17 protein-coding genes and 2 pseudogenes are annotated in these 19,323 nt (G+C 69.8%); 7 read left to right on the top strand and 12 right to left on the bottom strand.

Features of this window, described 5'->3' with window-relative positions; genetic code table 11:
- Nucleotides 1-2 precede the first annotated feature (2 nt).
- From WDZ17_RS00950 to WDZ17_RS00935, 4 genes are all read right to left on the bottom strand, one after another.
- Nucleotides 3-671 (bottom strand): hypothetical protein, encoded by a 669-nt coding sequence (locus WDZ17_RS00950; protein WP_339573253.1) that lies wholly within the window; start codon nt 669-671, stop codon nt 3-5.
- Nucleotides 668-2,836 carry a hydantoinase/oxoprolinase family protein gene (locus WDZ17_RS00945; protein ID WP_339573252.1) on the bottom strand — a complete coding sequence of 723 codons (2,169 nt, stop codon included), beginning with the start codon at nt 2,834-2,836 and terminating at the stop codon, nt 668-670. The genes WDZ17_RS00950 and WDZ17_RS00945 overlap by 4 nt, the downstream gene beginning before the upstream one ends.
- Before the next feature lie 78 nt (nt 2,837-2,914).
- Nucleotides 2,915-4,534, bottom strand: coding sequence for an FAD-dependent oxidoreductase (locus WDZ17_RS00940; protein WP_339573251.1), 1,620 nt, complete (start codon nt 4,532-4,534; stop codon nt 2,915-2,917).
- 73 nt (nt 4,535-4,607) lie between these two features.
- Entirely contained in the window at nt 4,608-5,642 is a 1,035-nt protein-coding gene (locus tag WDZ17_RS00935) for a LacI family DNA-binding transcriptional regulator (RefSeq protein WP_339573250.1), read from the bottom strand.
- Nucleotides 5,643-5,882: 240 nt separating this feature from the next.
- On the opposite strand from WDZ17_RS00935, the gene WDZ17_RS00930 reads away from it, so the two are divergent.
- From WDZ17_RS00930 to WDZ17_RS00920, 3 genes are all read left to right on the top strand, one after another.
- Nucleotides 5,883-6,158 carry a type II toxin-antitoxin system Phd/YefM family antitoxin gene (locus WDZ17_RS00930; RefSeq protein ID WP_339573249.1) on the top strand — a complete coding sequence of 92 codons (276 nt, stop codon included), beginning with the start codon at nt 5,883-5,885 and terminating at the stop codon, nt 6,156-6,158.
- Nucleotides 6,155-6,532, top strand: a complete 378-nt coding sequence (locus tag WDZ17_RS00925) for a PIN domain-containing protein (RefSeq protein ID WP_339573248.1) — start codon at nt 6,155-6,157, stop codon at nt 6,530-6,532. The genes WDZ17_RS00930 and WDZ17_RS00925 overlap by 4 nt, the downstream gene beginning before the upstream one ends.
- A gap of 276 nt (nt 6,533-6,808) precedes the next feature.
- Complete coding sequence (locus WDZ17_RS00920) at nt 6,809-8,008, top strand: trans-sulfuration enzyme family protein (protein WP_339573247.1); 1,200 nt, start codon at nt 6,809-6,811, stop codon at nt 8,006-8,008.
- Between the two features lie 229 nt (nt 8,009-8,237).
- Here WDZ17_RS00920 and WDZ17_RS00915 read toward each other — a convergent pair whose 3' ends face one another.
- Complete coding sequence (locus tag WDZ17_RS00915) at nt 8,238-9,071, bottom strand: hypothetical protein (RefSeq protein WP_339573246.1); 834 nt, start codon at nt 9,069-9,071, stop codon at nt 8,238-8,240.
- A 170-nt stretch (nt 9,072-9,241) separates the two neighbouring features.
- Between WDZ17_RS00915 and WDZ17_RS00910 the strand changes: the two genes are divergently transcribed.
- The 4 genes from WDZ17_RS00910 (at nt 9,242) to WDZ17_RS00895 (ending at nt 12,613) form a co-directional block, all read left to right on the top strand.
- A complete protein-coding gene (locus WDZ17_RS00910; protein ID WP_339573245.1) occupies nt 9,242-10,456 on the top strand; it encodes a Na+/H+ antiporter NhaC family protein in 1,215 nt (404 codons plus the stop codon).
- A 98-nt stretch (nt 10,457-10,554) separates the two neighbouring features.
- A complete protein-coding gene (locus WDZ17_RS00905; RefSeq protein ID WP_339573244.1) occupies nt 10,555-11,217 on the top strand; it encodes a hypothetical protein in 663 nt (220 codons plus the stop codon).
- Nucleotides 11,214-11,849 (top strand): RES family NAD+ phosphorylase, encoded by a 636-nt coding sequence (locus WDZ17_RS00900; protein ID WP_339573243.1) that lies wholly within the window; start codon nt 11,214-11,216, stop codon nt 11,847-11,849. The genes WDZ17_RS00905 and WDZ17_RS00900 overlap by 4 nt, the downstream gene beginning before the upstream one ends.
- Before the next feature lie 356 nt (nt 11,850-12,205).
- Nucleotides 12,206-12,613, top strand: coding sequence for a PLP-dependent transferase (locus tag WDZ17_RS00895; RefSeq protein WP_339573242.1), 408 nt, complete (start codon nt 12,206-12,208; stop codon nt 12,611-12,613).
- A gap of 468 nt (nt 12,614-13,081) precedes the next feature.
- Here the strand turns inward: WDZ17_RS00895 and WDZ17_RS17405 are convergent.
- The 7 genes and pseudogenes from WDZ17_RS17405 to WDZ17_RS00865 form a co-directional block, all read right to left on the bottom strand.
- Nucleotides 13,082-13,419: pseudogene (locus WDZ17_RS17405) on the bottom strand (transposase); the annotation flags it as partial.
- Nucleotides 13,413-13,622, bottom strand: a pseudogene (locus WDZ17_RS00890) (ISL3 family transposase); the annotation flags it as partial. The pseudogenes WDZ17_RS00890 and WDZ17_RS17405, both read right to left, overlap by 7 nt.
- A 256-nt stretch (nt 13,623-13,878) precedes the next feature.
- Nucleotides 13,879-14,652 carry a hypothetical protein gene (locus WDZ17_RS00885; RefSeq protein WP_339573241.1) on the bottom strand — a complete coding sequence of 258 codons (774 nt, stop codon included), beginning with the start codon at nt 14,650-14,652 and terminating at the stop codon, nt 13,879-13,881.
- On the bottom strand, nt 14,649-14,978 hold the full coding sequence (locus WDZ17_RS00880) for a hypothetical protein (protein WP_339573240.1): 330 nt from the start codon (nt 14,976-14,978) through the stop codon (nt 14,649-14,651). The genes WDZ17_RS00885 and WDZ17_RS00880 overlap by 4 nt, the downstream gene beginning before the upstream one ends.
- 69 nt (nt 14,979-15,047) lie before the next feature.
- Nucleotides 15,048-15,758, bottom strand: a complete 711-nt coding sequence (locus WDZ17_RS00875) for a PIN-like domain-containing protein (RefSeq protein ID WP_339573239.1) — start codon at nt 15,756-15,758, stop codon at nt 15,048-15,050.
- Nucleotides 15,759-15,889: 131 nt separating this feature from the next.
- Complete coding sequence (locus WDZ17_RS00870; RefSeq protein ID WP_339573238.1) at nt 15,890-17,482, bottom strand: DUF262 domain-containing protein; 1,593 nt, start codon at nt 17,480-17,482, stop codon at nt 15,890-15,892.
- A 422-nt stretch (nt 17,483-17,904) separates the two neighbouring features.
- Complete coding sequence (locus WDZ17_RS00865; protein WP_339573237.1) at nt 17,905-19,305, bottom strand: NADH-quinone oxidoreductase subunit N; 1,401 nt, start codon at nt 19,303-19,305, stop codon at nt 17,905-17,907.
- Nucleotides 19,306-19,323 lie beyond the last annotated feature (18 nt).

Below are 19,323 nucleotides of genomic sequence, written 5' to 3'. Positions count from 1 at the left end.
GGTCAGGACTCCTTGACGACGTCGGTGCGGGAGGGCGGCGCGAGCGCCGCCTCGAGGCAGGTCGTGGCCGCCGCGGTCACGAGCAGCGGCGAGCGGCCGAGGCCGAGCGCCTGCTGGGCGAAGGCGTGGGCGGCGAGTTCCTCGGCGCCGGCGACGTGAGCCCAGCGGACCCACCGGCCGAGGCGCAGCGCAGGCACGCCGACGGCGGCCCGCAGCTCGGCCGCGTGGCGCTCGGCCACGAGGTGGTGCGCCCGCTCGTGCGCGACGGCGGCCCCGCGCACCGACCCGGTGGGGAACCAGGCGCGCCACCCGAGCTGCTCGACGAGGTCCTCGCACAGGGCGACCGCGTCGGTGAAGACCTCGACGACGCCCTCGCGGTGGAGGTAGCGGGCCACCACCGGGTCCGGTCTGTCCAGGCCGTCGTCGCGCTCGACGACGCGGCCGGGTTCGCCCGCGCCCTCCGAGGCGGCGGCCATGCGCCGCCCGAAGGCCTGGGCGCGCTCGCTGACCTGCCGCAGGAGCTCCTCGCCGCGGCCGTCGTTCGTCGGGACGCCGCGCAGGAGGTCCGCGCCGAGATCGACGTCGCTGCGCCCGCCGAGCGCTCGGGCGCGGGCGAGCGCTCCCGGGCCCGGACGGCGGGCCCGGTCGAGGACGGCGGCCGGCGCGCTCACGAGCGCACCTCGAGGACGGCGACGAGGTCCTCGTCGCCCGCTCGGCCCTCGAGCTCGGTGCGGGCCAGGGAGACGAGCGAGCTCTCGTCGAGGACGCCGGAGAGGTCGGAGATGCGGGCCCCGACGAGCAGCTGCACCGCCGGGGCCCGAGAGCCGCCGTCGCCGTAGCTCGTCCGGGCGCTGATGACGCGCGGCAGCAGCTCGCCGGCGGCGCCGACGGTGGACTGCTCGACGTGGGCGTCGCGCGAGACGAGGCGGACGACGCCGTCGCGGTCGAGCACCCGCACGGGCCGGCGCGGCCGCCCGAGCAGGCGACGGGTCGACGGGCCGCCGTAGACGACGTGGTGCGGCGTCTCCGCGAGGACGCTGATGTCCCCCGCCGCGACGTCGAGGCTGCGCGCCGCCAGCCCGTCGAGCTCGGAGCGGTCGAGGCGGGCGGAGCGGTCCTGCGTCCGCAGCTCCGTGGCGCCCGTCGCGACGGCCCGCACGGTGCTCGACTGCGGGTCGACGGTGACGTCGACCTCGACGCCCTCGGGGGCGGCCCCCTGGGCGATGACGGCCTGCTCGGCCTCGTGGCGGACGCCGAGGACCTGCTGGTCGGTGGCGCCGGGGATGACACGCTCGACCTGCTCGCGGATGAGCGCGAGGGCGACCCCGATGGGGCTGATGACCTCGCTGTGCGCGGCGATGCCCCACTCGCGACCGCTCTCGCGGCCGACGAAGGGCGTGACGGCGGCGGCGCCGCCGCCCCCGCCGACGAGGCGGACGTGCTCGTCCTCGAGGCCGTAGTCGCGCACGAGCGCGTCGACGACCTCGCGGACGGGGGCGGCCGCGGCCCGGAGCACCCGGGTGGCGGCCTCCTCGGCCTGGAGGCCGAGCGCGGCGGCGAGCGGCTCGAGGGCGAGCCTCGCCGCCCGCGGGTCCGAGGCGGCGTAGGCATCCCCGGGGACGAGCCCCAGCGCGTTGGCCGCGCACGTGAGGGTCACGGCGTAGCGCGCGCCGTCGACCGCCTCGAGCACCACGTGGTCCGCGGGGTCACCGGGCTTGGGCGCGACCGCGGCGAGGCGGGCGCCCTCGAGAGCGTCGGGGGCCGCGAAGCACGCGTAGGGCAGGCCGGCGATGTGGGCGCTGCGCGGGCCGACGGCGACGACGTCACCGCCCTGCCCGAGGCGCGCCCGCACCATCGACCCGCCGCCGATGCCGACGGTGCGCACGTCGAGAGCCGTGAGGAACGTGGAAGACCCGCCGAAGCGCGTGTACTGGACGGCGACCTTGCCCCGCCGGACCACCGAGACGTCCGTGGACGTGCCCCCGGTCTCGAGGAAGACGCCGTCGCTGAGGCGCTCCTGCATGAGCGCCCCCGCGACCCCGGCCGCCGGGCCGGACAGGACAGTCAGCAGGGGCCGACGGCGCATCTCGTCCAGCGACATGACCCCGCCGTCGCAGCGCATGACCATGAGCGGGGCGGTGATGCCGGCGGCGTCGATGCTCGCCTGCACGAGCTCAGCCGTCGCGAACATCCGCGGGAGGATGACCGCGTTGAGGACGGCCGTGCGGGTGCGCTTGCTCAGGCCGTACAGCGAGGAGATGTCGTGCGTCGCCGTCACGAGGAAGCCACGGCTGCGGGCCCGCTCGGCGACGGCGCTCTCCCCCGCGCTGTCGTCGACGCTGAAGGGCTCGGTGACGACGAGCGAGGCGATGCCGCGGCCCTCGAGGTCGTCGAGCACGGCGTCGACGGCGGCCGTGTCGTCCGCGCGGCGCAGGTGCCGGAACTCCAGCGGCAGCCGCGACCCCTCGGTCAGCTCGAGCTTGGCGAGGCCCGCCAGGCGCTTGACGAAGAAGGACGACGGCCCGGAGCCGATGCCGACGAGCCCGACCGGAGCGACGTCCCCCTCGAGCAGCGCGTTGGTGGCCTGCGTCGTGCCGTGGGCGAGGAAGACGACGTCCTCGGGTCGGTGACCGGTGTGCCGCAGCAGCTCGTGCAACCCGGTGACGATGCCGTGGGCGACGCCGTCGGGGTGGTCGTGGCTCGTCGGGGTCTTCGTCTCGCCGACCAGCTGCAGGGTCGTGGCATCGACGGCGACGGCGTCGGTGAAGGTGCCGCCGACGTCGATGCCGACCCTGATCGGTGACCGGGCGGGGTGGTCCTGCTCCTGTGGTGCCACGTCGTCGTGACCTCTCTCCTCGGTGTGCACGGGACTGTCGTCAGCAGGGCCGCCGTCGGGCGGCCGTCGGGGGCGTCGTCAGTAGGAGGCGACGACCGGCCAGTGGCGCTGCACGCCCTGGCGGTCGAGCTCGCGCGCCAGGTCCGCGAAGTGCTCCGGGTCGGCGTGCAGGTCGCGCGGCGCCCGCCCGGTGGCGAGGGCGTGCACGGCCATCGCGCCGGCGACCTCGCCGACGTTCCACTCCACCGGGTGGAGCCGGAAGCAGCCGTTGCTGATATGCGTCGTGCCGAGCGTCTTGCCCGCCGGCAGCAGGTTGGTGACGCGCACCGGCAGCAGCGCCCCGACGGGGATCTCGAAGGGGACGCTCGGGATGTCGACGTAGTTGTCGCCGCCGGTGGAGGGGTGCAGGTCGAGGCGGTAGCTGCCCACGCCGACCGAGTCCTCCCGCCGGGTCGGGCTGCTGCCGGCGAGCTCGGCGGAGACGTCGTACTCGGTCACCGTGGTGAGCGCGCGGATGCGCCGGGACTCGCGGACGTACGCCGCCTTGGCCAGGCCGTCCTCGGAGCCCGTGACGTCGCCGCGCAGGCGCAGGCCCGGGAAGCCGGTGCCGCCGTCAGGCCGCGGCGCCTCCGTCTGCAGCCAGTGCAGCAGCGACAGGGAAAGCTGCCGCGCCTCGTGCAGCGCCTGCTCGGCCTCCTGCGGGTCGTCGGTGACGAGGGGCTTGAGCCAGTAGTCGTTGAGCGGCCAGTTCACCAGGCAGATGTCTGAGTCGAAGGCGCCGTCGGCGAACAGGCGCCGGGCGAGGATGCGGCGGAAGCCCCACAGCTCCTTGTCGCCGGCGTCGGCGCTCTGGTCGGCCGTCACCGCGAGGGGGTCCGTGTCGGGGTTCGGCTCCAGCGTGCGGCCGTGGGCCTCGAGCGTGCGCGGGTCGGGCGCCGAGAAGCCCAGCAGCGGCCCGGGCCAGAAGTCGGGGCGGTAGGAGCGCCAGAAGTCGTACATCTCGGGGCGGGGGACGGTGTGGTCCTCGCCCTCGTGGTGGGAGACGGCGAAGCAGAAGGTGATGCCCTGCTGGTTGCGGGGCTGAACCTCCTCCGGGGCGTGCGGCTCGTCGTGCTCCGAGCGCGCCTCGGCGCCGGTGACGTGCTCGACGCCGCCGAGGGCGAGCAGCTCGCCGGTCTCGGTGGCGTCCAGCACGTAGGGAGCGGTGACTTCGACCTCGCGGCCCTCCCGCCCGCGAACCGTGACCGAGCGCACCGCGTCGCCGTCCACGGCCACGGCCGTGGGCCGGTGCTCGGTGAGCACCACCAGGCGCCCAGCGCTGCGGAACGGCGCGAGCATCTCCTCGATGACTGCGACGGCGACGCGCGGCTCGTGGCACAGCTTGCTCACCCGCCCGGCGCCCGGGTTGAGGTCCGCGAGCGCCGCCGCCTCGGGGCGCAGCGGGTAGGTGCGCCGGTAGTGGTCGCGGATGCCCTCGCGCAGCGCGCGGTAGCTCGCCGTCGCGCCGAAGTGCTCGATCCAGGGGTGCTCGTCCGGGGGCACCGCCTGGGAAGTGAGCTGCCCTCCGAGCCAGTCGGTCTCCTCGGTGAGCACCACGGAACGCCCGGAACGGCAGACGGCCAGGGCGGCGGCCACCCCTCCGAGCCCGCCGCCGATGACGGCGACGTCGGTGGTGAGGGTCTGGTGCGGGGACGGCATGGGTCTCCTCGGCATGGGTGGGGAGGCGGGCCGGGTGGGGCCGCGCGGGTCGTGCTGCGGGGTGGGTCGGTGGTCAGGCGGGAGGCGGCGGACCGGTGGTCTCGCCGACGAGCAGGCTCGGGACGAGCAGCTCCTGGACGGTGCCGGTGCGACGCCCGGTGACGAGGTCGACGAGGAGCGCCGCGGCGTCCTCGCCCATCTGCTGCCGGGGCAGCGCGAAGCCCGTCACGCGCGGTGCGGGCTCGAGGCCGCCGCACTCACCGAGCACGGCGAGCGACATGTCCTGCGGGACGGCCACGTCGGCGTCGCGCGCGGCGGCGAGGAGCGCGGCCAGGAGGTCGTTGGCGTCGTTCTCCTCGGTGACGACGGCGGTGACGCCCGACGCGCGCCAGGACTGCAGGGCGCGGGCGTCGATGCTCGAGGCGTAGGCGCGCTGCACCTGCCCGCGGAGGCCGGCCGCGGCGACGGCCCGCCAGAAGCCCTCCTCCCGGTCCGCCGAGGCGACGGCGTCGTCGGTGCCGCGCACGTAGAGCAGCGCCGTGTGGCCGAGCCCGGCGAGGTGGTCGACGACCTGCGCGGCGCCGGCCACGTAGTCGGCGCCGACGTAGGACAGGCGCCCGCCGAGCTCGGTGCGCCGGCCGACGTAGACGACGGGGTACCCGGCGTCGAGCAGCTGCTGCAGCTGCTCCTCGGGCACGTGGCGGCCGAGGAAGAGGCAGCCGTCGGCGAGCCGCACCTTCTGCACGGCCTCGCCGCCGCGCGAGGACGACGTCCCGGTGAAGAGGAGCAGGTCGTAGCCCAGCCGCGCCGCCGACCGCTCGATGCCGACGAGGAAGGGGTAGTACGAGTCACGGACCTCGACGGGGAAGGCGTCCGTGAACGTGTAGACGCCGAGCAGGTCGGTGCTCTGCGCCGCGAGCCGCCGGGCCACCGGGTCGGGCACGTACCCCAGCGTCCGGGCGGCCAACGCCACCCGCTCGAGCGTCCCGGCCGAGAGCGACGCCCGCGCCGGGCTCGTGCCGAGCGCCGTCGAGACCGTGGCCTGCGAGACGCCCGCGAGCGCCGCGACGTCGGCCTGGCGGGGACGACGACGGATGACGTCCGTCACGGTCACCACCTCCTCCGTCGGCCGCGGCGTCGGCACCGGCCGGGGCGGCTGATGCGCATCGAGGTGGCGACCATGTCCAGCGGAGGAGTGCCGGGTCAACGGTCTGATGCGTATCAATGCGGCTTTCAGCCGCACCATCACTCAGCGTTGCTGATACGCATCAGATGCCCGACCTCCGCCCCATCGGAGCCAGCGACCCATGCCAGCACTGCCGTAGCACGCGCGCGCTACAGTTGCGGCATGCGCACCATCAGCCAGCGCGAGCTACGCAACTCCAGCGGCCAGGTCCTGCGTGACCTGGCCGCGGGCGAGGAGCTCATGGTCACGAGCAACGGCGAGCCGATCGGCGTCCTGCGCATGGATCCGCCGCCCACGGAGCGCCGGCGCGTCGTCGGCCCGGAGCAGTACGCCGCCGTCATGGGCGACGTCCCGACCCTGACGGCGGACCAGCAGCAGGCCTGGCTCGAGGACTCCCGGACGGACGACGAGAGCCGCGACCCCTGGGCTTCGGCGTGACGGACCTGCTGGACACCAGCGTCCTCATCAGCGACGACCCCATCCGTACTGCCTCCGCCGTCTCGGTCGTCAGCCTCGTCGAGCTGGCCTCGGGCATCAACCGCCCCGGCCTCAGCCCTGCCGAGACGCGGGTGCGCCGCACGCGCTGGACCGCGATCGAGTCGATGTTCGCGCCGATCCCGGTCGACCGCCCCGTCCTCCTCGCGTACCTGCAGGTCGACCAGGCCGTCCGCTCCGTCGGGCGCGACCCGCGGCCGCGCCGCATGGACCTCCTCATCGCCGCCACCGCCCTGGCCCACGACCTCCGCCTCCTGACCCGCAATCCCGCCGACTTCGTCGGGCTGGAGCACCTGATCGAGGTAGCCACTCCCTGAGAAGTCCGAAGCGCTCGCCGGGAGCGCTCGCAGGTTGCGGCGCAGCGACGGCGACGGGGACGACGACGACTGCGGACTTCGAGGGCCAGACGACGGCGCGTCGTCCCCCGAAGTCCGCGCTCGCGCGGGCGGCACCGGCGCGCCGCCCCGCGAAGTCCGCTCCCGAGCCCCCGCGGCAGCCGCCTGCCAACGTTGACAGGCCCGCCGCGCAGTCGACACCCTCACCCCGTTCCCCCGGGGACGACGACGAGGTCACGACCCAGGAGGAGCACTGCCATGACGGGGCACGCCGTCACGAGGTCCGACGCGGAGATCTGCACGACCGCCGGCATGGACCCCGGAACCCACCACGGCGCCGTCGCCCCGCCGATCTACCAGACGAGCCTGTTCGCACAGCCGTCGATGGCGGTCTTCGCCGAGCACCAGGCCTCCGAGCACGAGGACTTCGTCTACAGCCGCGGCGCCAACCCCACGGTGGCCGTGCTCGCCCGCGCGCTGGCCGAGCTCGAGCGCGGCGAGGCCGCCCAGTGCTTCGGCTCCGGCATGGGCGCCATCAGCGCCGTGTGGACGACGCTGCTGCGCGCCGGCGACCACGTGCTCCTGCTCAACGACGTCTACGGCCCCACGCTGCAGCTGGCCCAGCACCTCGAGCGCCTCGGCGTCGAGCACACCCTCCTCCGCTCGCCCGGCGAGGACTGGGAGCAGCACCTGCGCCCGAGCACGCGGCTCATCCACCTCGAGAGCCCGGGCACCTACCGGATGAAGGTCCTGGACCTGCGGGCGATCGCCGACGCCGCCCGCGCCCGCGGCATCACCACGGTCATCGACGGCACGTGGGCGACGCCGCTGTTCCAGAAGCCGCTCGAGCACGGCATCGACGTCGTCGTGCACTCCCTCACCAAGTACGTCGGCGGGCACAGCGACGTCCTCGGCGGCGCCGTCGTCGGCTCGGCCGCGTTCGTCCGCGACCTGTTCTACGCCGGCTTCCAGCTGCAGGGCTCGGTGATGTCGGCCCTGGAGGCCTCCCTCGTGCTCCGCGGCCTGCGGACCTTGCCGGTGCGGATGGCCGAGCACCAGCGCAACGCGATCCGCGTCGTGGACTACCTGCAGACACGCCCCGAGGTCGCGGCCGTCCATCACCCCCACGCCGACCTGCCCGCCGACCACCGCCTGCGCCGCGAGCAGCTGACCGGGGTCACCGGCCTGGTCGGCCTCGACCTCGCCGAGGCCACCCCGCAGGCGGTCGCGCGGTTCGTCGACGCTCTGCGCCTGTTCCGCATCGGCCCCAGCTGGGGCGGCTACGAGAGCCTCGTCACCTCACCGAGCAAACCCGGCGGCGAGGCCGCCATGGCCGCCCAGGGCTTCTCCTCCGGGATGGTCCGCCTGTCGGTCGGCCTCGAGGGCGCCGACGCCCAGATCGCCGACCTCGCCCAGGCCCTCGACTCCCTCGCCCGATATTCCCCTCACCCCCTCTGACCAGCGTGATGATGGCGTAAAGCAAAGATGAAGACAGGCTTGCGGCCCGCTCACCGCATCAGGCACTTCGGCTTGCACACTGCCGAAAGGCCCCGCATCACTCGCCCTTTAAACCAACAATATGCACCTGACGTGCCTGAGACCCTTCCCGAAACGATTGCGCCAACAACAGAGGTCGAGACCGTAGCAATACCCGAAGCCCTGGGGCAAGCAAGGCGGTCCGATTGTCCTATCCATCGCCCAGTCCTTCATCATCACTTGCGCCATGGGGTGGAGTGGTTGATTCACTCAATCCCGGCGGGCGCGTACCGGACTCACCTGACTCAATTGCCAGCATGGGTTCCCATCCGATTGCGGACGCCATAGGTGATCCGCTCAATGCCGCCGCAGCACTCACAATAGGCGGGCCATACTTGAAGACGATGCCGAGAACGTTGAAGAGCGCGGACACCGCAGGTGGCCTTCCTTTTTCCGACGTCGGCAGACGCGCTGCGATACGCTCAGCGATTATCTGGACAGACTCAGCGCCACCGAAGGCCAGGTCGTCAAGCGCTCTTGTCATGTCGTGCAGGCGGTGGGAGAATAGGCGCTTCAACTCATCGGGGAGGGATTCGTCCTCACGCAACACATGCAAGGCATCCTCGACCGCCCGGCGCAGATCGACCTCGTCATCATCGGTTATTTCTCGTACCAACGAGTTGCTGCCAGAGCTTACATCCAAGAGATCCGATACGACCTCAAGCGAGTCCACCGCTGCATAATTCATCACATGAGAGGCGGCTTGGGCCAGCGACTGGGAGGGGAACAGGACCATGTCGTACCACGCGTCGCCCCAGCGAACTTGTTGCCGCACCAGCGAGGAACGTCCGTCGCGCTGAATAGCATCCTCGGTGTTAGCAAGCAAAGCCGCCATCTTTACGAGACGGGAGCCTAGATCAGACGCCTCCACGTCTAGTGCGGCGGCCCAAGATGAACCAATGGAAGCGTTACCGTCTCGCGAAACCTCATGAAAGCGGAGGAGGAAGGCGTGCAGCCGGCCTGCGGGGTTCCGCGCGACACTCATATTTGTACGTTAGCGGAAGTTCGCACTAAGAGCACGCCCTCGCTCAGGACGTCGGCACGACACGAGACGCCTTCGGGGCGGGGCGCAACGCTCGACGACGCACAGGGCCACGCCCGGGAGTCCGAGCGAGGGATGGCTAGACCCCGGCCCCATCTCTCTCCGCAATCGGCATGATCATCGCCTTATGGATGGCGGCCGGGACCATCCCGCTGCTCGTCTCCTACGGCCTGCGGGTCATCGACCCGTCGTTCCTGTACGTCCTGGCCTTCGCGACGACGGCCGTCGTCTCCACCTTCACGGGGACCTCGTGGGGCTCGGCCGGGACCATCGGCGTCGCGCTCATGGGTGTGGCCGCCGCGATGGACGTCTCCCTGGCCGTCACCGCGGGCGCCGTCGTCTCCGGCGCGTACTTCGGCGACAAGATGTCGCCGCTGTCGGACACCACGAACATGAGCGCCATCGCCGCCGGGGCCAACCTCTACGAGCACATCCGGCACATGCTCTACACGACGATCCCCGCCTCGGTCCTCGCCGTGGTCGTCTACCTGCTCGTCGGCCGCTCGCTCGGCGGCTCGGACGCCCCGCTCGGCGACGTCGAGGCGATCCTCACCGAGCTCGACACCTCCTTCGTGCTCACCCCGTGGCTGCTGCTGCCGCCGCTCGTCGTGCTCGCCGGGTCGATCCTGCTCAAGCCGCCGCTCGTCGTGCTCTTCGCGTCCTCGACGGTCGCCGTCGTCCTCGCGCTCGTCGTGCAGGGCTCCTCGCTGGGCACCGTGCTGGCCGCGACGACGTCGGGCTTCACCACCGACATGCTCCCCACCGGCGGCGAGGCCAGCGACGCGCTGACGACGCTCGTCGAGCGCGGCGGCCTCTACTCGATGTACGCGGCGACGTTCTTCGTCTTCGCGGCCTTCTTCTTCGCCTCCGGCCTCGAGGCCTCCCAGGTGCTGCGGAGCCTGCTCGAGCCCGTCGTGGCCCGCCTGCGCTCCACCGGCGGCGTCGTCGTGACGACGCTCGTCTCCGGCTTCGCCATCGTCAGCGCGACGTCGAACGCGCTCATCACCTACTTCCTCGTGCGCGACCTCTTCGGCGGCGCCTTCGCCCGCCGCCGCCTGCACCCGGTCAACCTCTCCCGCAGCATGGAGGACTCCGCGACGCTCACCGAGGTCCTCATGCCCTGGACCGTCTCCGGTGTCTTCATCGCCACCACCCTCGGCGTCGGCAACTTCGAGTTCCTGCCCTGGGCGGTCACCAACTGGGCCGGATTCCTCTTCTCCGCGCTCATCGCCGTGCTCGCCCCGGTCACGGGTGGCTTCGGCATCCGGCGGCTCGGCAACGCCGACGCGCACGCCCACCGACAGACGACGGAGGACGCGCGCGCCTGACCGATCGCGGTCGACGTGCGGTCCTTGCGCGCCAGCGGCCGGCTGACACGTCAACGCACGTTGTGGTTGTTCGTGCGCTGCAGCGGTACCGTCTCCCCATGACCGCCACTGCAGGCCGCGAGGTGACGCCCGCTGACGCCCGCGAGCTGCGGGACGTCCTCGCCGACGCTGGCACGAGCCTGTCGGTGGGCGACCTGGCCGCGGGCCTGCGCGCACTGCTGCCAGGCGGGCCTGGCAGGGCCGAGGTGCCGATGACGGCGGCCGAGCACGACTACCTGCAGCAGCACTCAGGGCTGCCGGCGAGCGGTGGCGCCGCGCTCGCCCAGGCCGCCGTCGACGCGGGTGGCGCCTCCGCGGCGCGCCTGGTCGCCTCGAGCCTGTCGGCGGCGGAGCTCGCCCACGGTGCCGGCGTGGACGACTCGACGGTGCGGCACTGGGTGCGGCGGGGGGAGGTCGTCTCCGTCCCCGCGGCCCGGGGACGTCGCTTCCCCACCTTCCAGCTCGGCGAGGACGGTCGCCCGCTGGCCGGCCTCCGCGAGGTGCTCGCCGCACTGCCGGCCGGCCTGCACCCGCTGTCGGTCGAGCGGTTCCTGACGACGCCCGACACCGACCTCCTCATCGACGACGAGCAGGTCAGCCCGCGCTCATGGCTCCTGCACGGAGGCGCGGTCGCCGACGTCGTCGACGTCGCGCACACGGTCGGCGTGCGAGCGGGTGCCCGCCCCGCCGAGCGGGCGCTCGGCTCCAGCGACCGCGGGTGACGCACCTGCCCGACCCGCCGTCGCGGAGTGAGTTGCGGCAGCGGGGCTTCACGCCGGTCGAGCTCCCGGCCGGCACCCCGCTGTGGCGCGTCCACATGGCCCAGGGCTCGCACGCGCTCCCGTGGGACGAGCCCCGCCGCTACGGGCCGGTCGACCGCTTCGACCCGCACCCGCCAACGCCGCAGGTCCACGCGGGCGTCGGCGTCCTCTACACCGCGACGACGCTCGTGACCTGCCTGGCGGAGGTCTTCCAGGCGACCCGCGTGATCAACCGCACGCACCTGCGTCCGACCGCGACGTCATGGCTGACGACGCGCGACCTCACCCTCGTCGACCTCCAGGGGCAGGCGGCGTTGCGCCTCGGCGCGGCGGAGTCCATCAACGGCACCGCGCGCCGGTCACAGACCCAGGCGTGGGCGCGGGCCCTCGTCGACGCCTTCCCGGCCGTCGACGGCTTCTGGCACCGCTCGGCCATGGACGGCGGCCACTGCGCGTGTCTCGTCGTCGGCTCGCAGGCGGACGCCACGACGGCGCTGCCCGCGCACCCTGACTTCTCCCGACCTCTCGACGAGGTCGCCATGGGCGACGCGGCAGCCCAGGCAGCCGGGCTCATCGGGTACGACGTCGTCTGAAGGCGGCGCAGCCGTCGCCGCCAGCACGAGGATTCGTCACGATCTCGACGGTTAGACGCGACGGATCCCGTCGACGCCCCGACCGACGACGGCTCGACGCCGGTGGAATTGAGCTCTCTTACCAGCGTCGCGTCGTGCTCCCGACAGGTCCGCAGCAGGGCTCGTCGAGAGCATCCTCAGGCCCCGGCGCGGCGAGGACAGGCTTCGACAACTGAAAAGCGGCATGCCGTCCCACGAGGTTTGCACTCGAGCGCCCTTTGCCATCCCTGCCAACGTTGACAGGCCCTGCGGAGCCGACAGCCCCACCCCGTCCCCCCGGGACGACGACGAGATCACGACCCAGGAGGAGCACTGCCATGAGGGGCGCCGACGCCGTCACGATGTCCGACGCGGAAATCTGCACGACCGCCGGCATGGACCCGAGCACCCACCACGGCGCCGTCGCCCCGCCGATCTACCAGACGAGCCTGTTCGCGCAGCCGTCGATGGCGGCCTTCGCCGAGCACCAGGCCTGCGAGCACGAGGACTTCGTCTACAGCCGCGGCGCCAGCCCCACAGTCGCCGTGCTCGCCGGCGCACTGGCCGAGCTCGAGCGCGGCGAGGCCGCCCAGTGCTTCGGCTCCGGCATGGGCGCCATCAGCGCCGTGTGGACGACGCTGCCGCGCGTCGACGACCATGTGCTGCTGTTAAACCCCGTCTACGGCGCTGCTTTCGAGACGTTCGAGGACTTCAGCATCAGGCACACTTTGCCTACGGTCGGCTAAAAATGACTAGCGCATCCAAGCGATATAGCCAATGACCAGCAGCAAAGCCACGGCCGCTCCGCAAGCCACCGAGATCAAGTAGTACTTCCCCGCAGCCGAGTCGTTGGGAGCAGCGGTGCCTCCATGAGAGCCACAGCGTTTGCCATATCCCCGACGGGTATTCCTACAGGGAGCACCGCTGTTGGTGGCTAGAGAGCCGCACGTCACCACAAAGGCGTCCCCCGCCTTCCAGGAGACTGCCGCAGTGACGACGAAGGCCACCGTTAGAACCCCCCATAATACGCCCATCCCCGGTCTCCCATCTCAGGCGTCATACTTGAAGTTTCCCCCGCGTTCCCTTCCATATACTATACCTTCTCGCGACTAGTCACCAGGCGCAGGCGCCGTTACCGCCTTCGACGGGCAGCCAGGCTGAACGACTCAGACAGCTCCGGCGAAGTCACTTGGTTCATTCTGCCTATTGACCGGCTATTCGTACTTGAGATGGGGGTCATGTAGGCCTCCGCCGCTGAGGAGCATCCGGAGGTGGTAGTTGGTGCGGTTGCGGAAACCGCGGGCGATGCGGCGGTGGAGCCCGATGAGGCCGTTGATGACTTCGGTGCCGCCGTGAAGGCGCCGCCGCTGTCGAAGTAGGCCAGCAACTGGGTGCGCCACTGCCGCAGGGTCCGCCCGAGGCGCGCGATCTCCGGGATCGGGCAGGTGGCGAAGGAGTCGAGGACCTTCTCGGCGACCGCGCGACCCTCGGCCGGCAGGGCCTTGTGGTAGATCGACCGAAGTTGTTGGGCGCAGGACCAGGCGACCCGAAGACCTCGTGCGCGAACCAGCGGACCACGCCGTCGCGGTACCTGCCGGCGCAGCCACACTGTTGGCGCCAGTCGTCGGGGGCCAGGACACGGCAGACCAGCACCGCCCGGCCCCACTCCAGGCGTTGTCCGGGCACCTCCAGGCAGAGGACGTCCAGGCCGGTGAACGTGGTCAGGTCGGGGCGCGCGAAGGTAGCGTCAGGCACGTCGAGGTCTTCCTGATGGGCTGTGTGAGAACTCCCATCCTGGGAAGGCCTTGACCTCTACCCCGGCGCCGACGCGCGGGCCTCCCCAGCCCACCGCTGCACTCTCATCTGCGAAGAGCCGTGACACCATCTGGTGAGCCACCCGAAGCAGTCACCGAGATAGGTGCGACCCTCAACGCAGAGTGGCGTCCTCGGTCGTTGGCTATGACGTGACCGCCATCACAAATTTGGGAACGCAGGCGGGGGCCGCCGAAGACTAAGCGAGCCCGACCGCCTCCTCGTCAAGTCGATAGAGGAGGCTGCAGGCGAACATGATCGCCTGTACCGCGTTACGTTTGCTGTATTGACGCACGCTTACCGCGTGCGCGGTCGCGTGGCGACTGAAGGTTCCGGGCACCTTGCCCCCGTCCTTAACGTAGAATTGCTGGTACGTCTGCCACATCGGGGCGAAGGCAATGTACTCGCGCACTGTGAACTCGTCGTAAGCATCAGTGGTGCGCTTGCCCTGAGGGTGCGGCGTGTACTTGGTGCGAGCGTTCCCGAAGTAGTTGGAGACGACGGTGTCGACCAAAGACCCGGCGAGCGCCTGCGCGGCGGCCGTGTGCCCAGCATCCAAGGCGTCGACGGCCGCCAGCGCGAACGGCACATACGGCGCAACGACCTCTGACGAGCACCCCCGGACAACTTCACGGCAGTCCCCAATGATCGTCTTCCAACGTCGACCAAGAATGTTGCGCCGCTTGCTCCTGCTGCCAGCGCGAATTAACACCTCGGCGGTAGTGCTGCGCGGCAAGCCGTAGAGCGCAATCCCGTCAATCATGACGACCGACTGCACGTCCTTGAAGTCGAGATCATCTATCGCGCGCAGATTCGGTGGATAGAAACCCCCCCGCAGCGTCGCGAGCGCCGGAGCGAGGTTTTCTATTATGGCCGACTGCTGCTCGGCGAAGGCCTCACTTATCCTCGTGAGAATGGCCAGCGACGAGGCAACACCGCTAAAGTCGATATTCCGCGTCAACCGCTGGGTCACTTGTCCGACGTCGACCAGACACGCTGCGAGTTCTCAAAGGTGCTGCCTGCGAAGACCACGCTTAGCTGCCTCTGCCACGCCGCCTGAGCTTCGAGCACCGGCTCAACCGCAGACGTAAGCAGTGCCTGCCGTGCCTCGACCACACCGGAGAGGTCAGCGATGCTTCTCAACGTGGACTCAGGCAGCTTGGACAGCGACACTTGCATGTTGGGCGCCACCGAACGCACATTCCCCGTCTGCTTCGACCTGAGCCGCGAGCGCTCCTCGCTCCCAGCCTCGTCGTTGACCTCCTCGTGCAAATCGGCTCCATCGTCGTCAGGCCTCATGCCGACACGCTAGCAATGCACGAAACGCGCACATCAAGAGCTAGAAGCAATGAGAGGCGCGCCACTCGCTCACCCCCGACGCGTCAGCAGTCGGAAATACTCGGTCGCCTGCAATTCCTTCACTGACGCTATCCCAAGTTCAAGCCCGCAGGCAGAGCGGAATTCCGCAGTGAGGCTTGGCTGACCCAGGCGCCCCGTCCTCCAGTCTGACTTTTGATCGTCCGTCACAAGGAGTCCGTACTGTCCCGACGAATCCACAAGCTTTGGTCCGTATCGCATTGCCCCCAAAAGAAAGTCCGCCCAGACGAAAAAGTCGCCGAGCGCGTAAGCTTTATCCTTGGCATCATGGTAGCCAGGGGCCACCTTCGAAGCCAGTCGGGCCTGCCCAATTGGTGTGTACTCAAGCCTCGGCACGAAGGTGACGTGCGCCGTGCGGAGCAACTCATTCATGGCGTCTATTGACCGTTGCAGAAAAGCCTGGGCGTCACGGACGCCCTGAACGTCGCCCCGAAGTCCCGCTAAGGCGTTACTGATAGTCTCGACGTGCTCGCTTGTGGAGGTCGCCCCTACGTCTGCCAGGCTTTTTTGCAGACCAACAAGTTGTCCCTGAAGCTTATTCGCATCCTCGGCAGTGAACGCCTGATGGTTGTTCCAGTACTCTTGAACGGCCTGCCCCGGGGCTATGACCGGTATGCTTTGACTCGCTAGATTGGCCAAAAGCAAGTTCCACTTCAGCGGCTCGCGCCGCAAGGCCTTGAGCGCTGAGGTGTCGAACCCCACAAGGCTTGGAGGGTGCTTCGCGTCGAGCCCTGGGTTCGATTCCCCCACGGACCACTGAAGGGGCACCTCGCGATTCAAAATCTTCCCGAGCCTTGCGGCCGCTCCACCCGTCGCCCTACGCGCGTGCCGACTCATTGGCTGGTCTCCGGATACCAAACTCGCTTAGCCAGCTCTACCAAGTTCGAGTCGACGCGCTCCACAGTCGCGGGGGACCAATGTTCGATATCGGATACCGTCACGATCTCACCCGCCGCCAGGTCGGCCGCCAGTCGACTTACGGCCCCCTGCGATGAACTACTTCCGTGCGGACGTCGCTCAGACGTGAGTATCACGGTGTTGCCGATACGGTTCCCATAGCTCCGGAAGGCATCCTCGTCGAACTCAGACCACCCCTGCCCGTATCGGGTCCGAACGAGGTGCAGTCCACCCTCCAATACGGGCAGAGGGGTATTCTGGAGAGCGGAGGCCCGAAGGACATGCATCTGCCATCTCGAAAGTAGACGGCCACCCTTCAACGCATCTTCGAAAGCACGCGCCGGCGGCTTGAGTTCGTCTAAGTCCGCTAGGGGTTTACGCCAGTCACCCGACTTGCCAATTTCACGTGCGGCGTTCGCGAACCTTGCTTCAATACCACCGGTACCGAAACTCGAAACGGCGACTCGAGGGACAATCGTGCGGAGCGCCTTCGCGAATGCCTCCTGACTGTCCTGCACTTTCGTGAGGGCTAGGAATAGAGGGCGCACCGTAGCGAGCCCCAGGAAGTCGAGTACACGTGCAGCTTTCGCGAAGTTCTCATCGGCCACATAGTCGCCGGTCGGGTCGTCGAACTGTTGATAGTAAGACAACAAGGGCATTAAGTAGTCCGTGAATTCTTCGACTGCTGAAGCGCTCTTGTACTGCCGGGTTAGCAGTTGATACAGGTCCCTCTGAATGACGTACCCGTGGCGCAAAGTAGCGGCATGCCGAACGAACCGCGTGATCTCGGTTGAATCTAACGATGCTTCAACCAACTTCCACCGAGTGACAATGGACCCACGGCGCGCCTCCCCCGCCGTACCGATGAGGTATGACTTCAGTAGCTCCGCCGGCGTCAACTCTTTACCGCGAGTGTTAATGACCTCGTACACCTTGAAGGCGGCATTGCGGTCCGGGTGCTCAAACACCGCAAATTGCAATCCCGAGTTCAGGTGTTGTGCCCACTGTCCTAGTCGGAGAGGCGCATCTGAGTTCGCGAGGTCGCCCTGCACGCACCCCCGGAGGTAGCGCCACGCTTGTACAAGGTTCGACCCCGAGTCCGGGTTTCCCCCTTCGAGAATGGCGTCGAGATCCTGCTTGTCCCGATCTGAAGCAAGGAGAACGCGAAGCGCTCTCCGCTCCGTCTGGAAATCGAGCTCATACAAGAAAGTGTCTGTAAGGCTATTGGCCACGAGGCGCCGCCCCAGGGCATCTGCCTGCTCGCGTAGCGCCTGAGCCAAGAGGTAAGTCGTCAAGATTCGCTGCTGTCCGTCGACGATGGTCATCGTCTCCTGTTCCTCGGTCATGATAATCAACCCAAGGAAATGAGGAGTGCCGTCGTCAATAGTGGTCGACACGTCTCGCCAATAATCAGCGACCTCGTCGTTGACCCGCCAGGAGTATTCTCTCTGGAAGTCCGGGACATGAAAGCGGTGAACCGAAAAGAGTTGCCCCGCGCTCGTCGCGGCGGCCTCGACTGGGTTAGCCATACGAGCACCTCATCATTCCAGTGAGTTCATGCGTGCCACCGAGGCTACCGCTGGCAATCTAGCCGCGGAAGGGGTCTGAGCAACTTCGCCCCTCGGATGACGCCCACGCCGGTCGCACGGGTGGACCACCCACGGGTCGAGCCGCAACTGAAGGCTTGACCATACTCCGAAGTCTGGTGCAAGCATGGCGCGCCATGCGCCATGACTGCCCTTTTCAGTAAGAGGAAGTTAAAGGCCGTAGTTGACCCGTCACGCAGGCGGCGCACCTTGCCGCACTAGACTCGGTAAGACGCGCAGCGCGTCCGGAGCCATAGTGACACGCCGATGGCATCGCTGTTGAGAACGACCGACCGCGCCATTGCCTAGCGGACGCGGAAGCCGGTCGCCGTCGGGACGACCGCCACGGCGCACGTTACCGTCCTTTACCCACTCGCGAGGGTCCACATCACTCCCCCAATGAGACCGAGCGCCATGCTAGCCATACCCGCAATAGCAGCGCCATGAGAGGCCCACAAGCGTTGCAGTGCGTACTCCTTAATCGGCTCCCCTCCCCGGAACATTGGCGCCAACCACCGCAGGTAGTAGCTGAGGCTCGCCACGGTATTGACGACCAGCACCACCGCCAGCCACCCAGCCCCGCCGTCCCACGCCGCGGTCGCGACGAGCAGCTTGCCCACGAACACCGACGTCGGTGGCGTCCCCAGCAGCCCGAGGAGGCTCACCAGCAGCGCTCCCGCCAGCCACGGGTGCGCCCGTCCCAGCCCGCGGTAGTCCTCCAGCGACTCGCGCCCGGGCAGCGCCGCCACCACCGCGAACGCCGTCAGGTTGGTCACCGCGTACGCCGGCAGGTAGAACAGCAGCGCCGGCTCGGCGAGATCCGTGCGCCCCACCACGGCCACCGGCAGCAGCAGGTATCCAACCTGGCTGACCGTCGACCACCCCAGCAGCCGCCGCACCGCCGTCTGCCCCAGCGCCGCCAGGTTCCCCAGCGTCATGCTCGCCACCGCCAGCACCGCGACGACGAGCTGCACGTCCACTGCCGCCGGCATCGCGTCCACCAGCCGGAAGGCCGCGACCAGCGCGCCGACCTTCGGCACCGTCGTCAGGAACGCCGCCGCCGTCACCGACGCGCCCTGCGCGGCGTCCGGCACCCAGAAGTGCCCCGGCACGCCCCCGGCCTTGAACATCAGCCCGACGAGCACCGCCACCGCACCCGCCGCCACCGCCCCGGCCGGCGCCCCCGCCAGCGCGGCCGTCAGGCCCGCGTACCCGGCCTCGCCCCCGCCGACGCCGAGCAGCACCGTCACCCCCGCCATCAGGACGATGCCGAGCAGCGCCCCCAGCAGGTACGTCTTCATCGCGCCCTCGGCGGCCGGGCCCGTCCGCGCCTGCCCCACCAGCGCGTACAGCGGGATGCTCCCCAGCAGGAACGCCACCACGAGCACCAGCAGGTCCGCCGCCCCGCCGAGCACCACCGCGCCCGTCGCCGACAGCAGCAGCAACGCGTACGTCTCGCTCTCCTGCCGGTGCCCCGCCACCTCCTCGACGCCCAGCCCGATCACCAGCAGCGTCGACGCCGCCACGACCAGGCGCACCACGCCCGTCGCCGTGTCGACGTCGTACGTCCCCGAGAACACCGGCCCCGCCGGCGACGCCAGCCCGAACCCCGCCGCGACACCCGAGGCCACCAGCGCCGCGACGGCCGCCAGCCGCACCCGCCACTGCTGCTCGCGCGGGGTGAACGACCCGCCGACGAGCGCGACGAGCGCCCCCGTCAGCAGCAGGATCTCCGGCAGCACCGCGACGACGTCGGCGGGCCCCATCGCCGTCACCGCGGGTCC

The organism is Pseudokineococcus basanitobsidens (assembly GCF_037482545.1).
GTDB lineage: Bacteria > Actinomycetota > Actinomycetes > Actinomycetales > Quadrisphaeraceae > Pseudokineococcus > Pseudokineococcus basanitobsidens.
Note: the sequence above shows the minus strand (reverse complement) of the source record. Positions and strands in the feature narration are given on the sequence as shown.

Excerpts from the sequence above, each read along its gene's own strand:
- WDZ17_RS00930 (WP_339573249.1), top strand. The coding sequence starts at position 5,883 with ATGCGCACCATCAGCCAGCGCGAGCTACGCAACTCCAGCGGCCAGGTC.
- WDZ17_RS00880 (WP_339573240.1), bottom strand. The coding sequence starts at position 14,978 with ATGAGGCCTGACGACGATGGAGCCGATTTGCACGAGGAGGTCAACGAC.
- WDZ17_RS00915 (WP_339573246.1), bottom strand. The coding sequence starts at position 9,071 with ATGAGTGTCGCGCGGAACCCCGCAGGCCGGCTGCACGCCTTCCTCCTC.
- WDZ17_RS00920 (WP_339573247.1), top strand. The coding sequence starts at position 6,809 with ATGACGGGGCACGCCGTCACGAGGTCCGACGCGGAGATCTGCACGACC.
- WDZ17_RS00895 (WP_339573242.1), top strand. The coding sequence starts at position 12,206 with ATGAGGGGCGCCGACGCCGTCACGATGTCCGACGCGGAAATCTGCACG.
- WDZ17_RS00940 (WP_339573251.1), bottom strand. The coding sequence starts at position 4,534 with ATGCCGTCCCCGCACCAGACCCTCACCACCGACGTCGCCGTCATCGGC.
- WDZ17_RS00905 (WP_339573244.1), top strand. The coding sequence starts at position 10,555 with ATGACCGCCACTGCAGGCCGCGAGGTGACGCCCGCTGACGCCCGCGAG.
- WDZ17_RS00910 (WP_339573245.1), top strand. The coding sequence starts at position 9,242 with ATGATCATCGCCTTATGGATGGCGGCCGGGACCATCCCGCTGCTCGTC.
- WDZ17_RS00870 (WP_339573238.1), bottom strand. The coding sequence starts at position 17,482 with ATGGCTAACCCAGTCGAGGCCGCCGCGACGAGCGCGGGGCAACTCTTT.
- WDZ17_RS00865 (WP_339573237.1), bottom strand. The coding sequence starts at position 19,305 with ATGGGGCCCGCCGACGTCGTCGCGGTGCTGCCGGAGATCCTGCTGCTG.